The organism is Dietzia cercidiphylli (genome assembly GCF_014145145.1).
GTDB lineage: Bacteria > Actinomycetota > Actinomycetes > Mycobacteriales > Mycobacteriaceae > Dietzia > Dietzia natronolimnaea.
Genome location: NZ_JAALEA010000190.1, coordinates 1 through 1,867, shown reverse-complemented (window position 1 = coordinate 1,867; position 1,867 = coordinate 1). Strand labels below are relative to the sequence as shown.

Below are 1,867 nucleotides of genomic sequence, written 5' to 3'. Positions count from 1 at the left end.
GGCGGCGGCGCGGCGGGACGTGCGGTGTCATCGATGGCGTCTGGGATGGGGATGAGGATGACGTGGAGGGAGCGGAGAGAGCCGCTCCGGACCGCTCAGCCGCCCAACAGGGCCCGGTAGTGCTCGGCGAGGCCGGGGTAGTAGTCGGGTTCGAAGCTCAGCGCCTCCGGATCCCGTCCCGCCTCGGCCTCGACCAACCGGTCCAGGTAGTACTCCCACCCGGGACCGATCGAGGAGGCGGACTCGGCGTCCGCGATGTCCTGTTCCAGGGAGATGACGGCCTCGTCGTCGTCGCCCTCGATCCTCACGGTGAGGAGCCACCCGCCCGGACCGGTCCGCACGACCAGGAGGCCCGGCGCCTCGCAGGTCACCACCTCGACACCGTCGACGGGATCGCCGTCCTCGGCGGTCATGGTCAGTTGGACGGTGCCGGACGCCGGGTCGCCCGACCACGGGCCGATCCACCTGGCGGTGCGGGCCGGATCGGTGACGGCGGCCCACGCCTGCTCGCGGGACATGGGCAGGCGGCGGGGGAACACGACGGCCCCCGAGTCGTCGAGGTATCCGGAGGCCGTGGGCGTGGTGGACATGGCGTCTCCTCGCGATCAGAGGGGCGCCGAGAGTGGTGTCAGCGCAGCGCAGGCATCAGCGTATCGCGCATCGGCGCGATGAAACGGCCGAAGTTGTCCCAGTTGTGCAGGCCTGTGGGCAGGTAGTCGACCCGGGCGGGGATGCCCAATTCGTCGAGGCGCCGGTCCATGGTGACGGTGCACGCGTGGGTGGCGATCTCCAGACCGGTGCCCTGGGAGAACCGGAGCAGGTCACGGCCGTTGCGGTCCCATTCGGTGGCGTCGGGCATACCGGTCGCGGTGGCGAGGTACAGGGTCTTGCCGCGGAGCTTCTCGGCGTGGAGCAGCCCGTCGTTCTCCGCGTAGGCCGGGTCGGTCCGCGGACCCCACAGGTTCGCGATGTTCCCGCCGCGGGTCTCGGTGACGATCTTGGCCAGGACGAATCCGAGATCGTCGCGCGCGGTGTAGCAGCCGGCGATCGCGCCGACGGCGGTGAACAGGTCTGGGCGACGCTCGGCCAGGGTGACCGCGCTGGCGGCCCCCATCGACAACCCGGCGACACCCCGCTTGCCAGTGAAGGGCAGTTCGCCCGACTCGAGCAGCGGGGGCAGCTCCTCGGTGAGGAAGGTCTGCCAGGCGTTGCGGCTCAGGACCGGGTCGTCGTTCTGCCAGTCCGCGTGCAGGGAGCCGTCGGCGCGCGCCGGCATGACCAGGGTGACGTGCTCGCCGGCGAAGGCGTCCTGGACGCCCCCCGGCAGGAGCCACCCGCTGGGCGACGGCGAGTCGACGCCGTCGAGGAGGTAGAGCATCGGGGCAGGGGCGTCGGACGCCGACCGCCAGATCTCCACCGGCAGCACCCGGTTCATGGACTCGGACGCGATCCACCACCGCTCGAAGCGGGTGTCGCCGCCGGCCACGCGTGGGTCGCCGATCTCCTTGTGGCGGACCTCGGAGACGGTGACCGGCTCCGCCTCCATCCCGATGGGCGGGGTGGCCAGTGTGTTCTGTGAACCGGTGCCGAGTGGCGGGAGCGTCCCCAGGCCCGCCAACGACTGCGTCCCGGTGGACCCGGTCGAGCCGATGGTCGCCGAGCCGGCGCCGGCGCTGGACGGGTCGACGCTGCCCCCGAGCTCATTGATCGAACCGATATTGCCCGACGAGCCCGACGAGCCCGACGAGCTCGGCAGCGACTGCGCGGAGACCGGCACCGCCACGCCGCCGATCAACCCGAGGGCCAGGACGGGCGCCAGTGTCGGGGCGAGCAGCCGGGCGAGCCCCGGGGCGGACCGGCGGGTCGA

Annotated in this window: 2 protein-coding genes; both read right to left on the bottom strand. The window is 72.1% G+C overall.

Features of this window, described 5'->3' with window-relative positions:
* Positions 1-95: 95 nt before the first annotated feature.
* Positions 96-590 (bottom strand): SRPBCC domain-containing protein, encoded by a 495-nt coding sequence (locus G6028_RS07525; protein ID WP_182658494.1) that lies wholly within the window; start codon positions 588-590, stop codon positions 96-98.
* Positions 591-628: 38 nt separating this feature from the next.
* A partial coding sequence (locus G6028_RS07520; RefSeq protein ID WP_182658493.1) for an alpha/beta hydrolase occupies positions 629-1,867 on the bottom strand: 1,239 nt, incomplete at its 5' end.

Coding starts and splice junctions, on each gene's coding strand:
- G6028_RS07525 (WP_182658494.1), bottom strand. CDS start 590: ATGTCCACCACGCCCACGGCCTCCGGATACCTCGACGACTCGGGGGCC.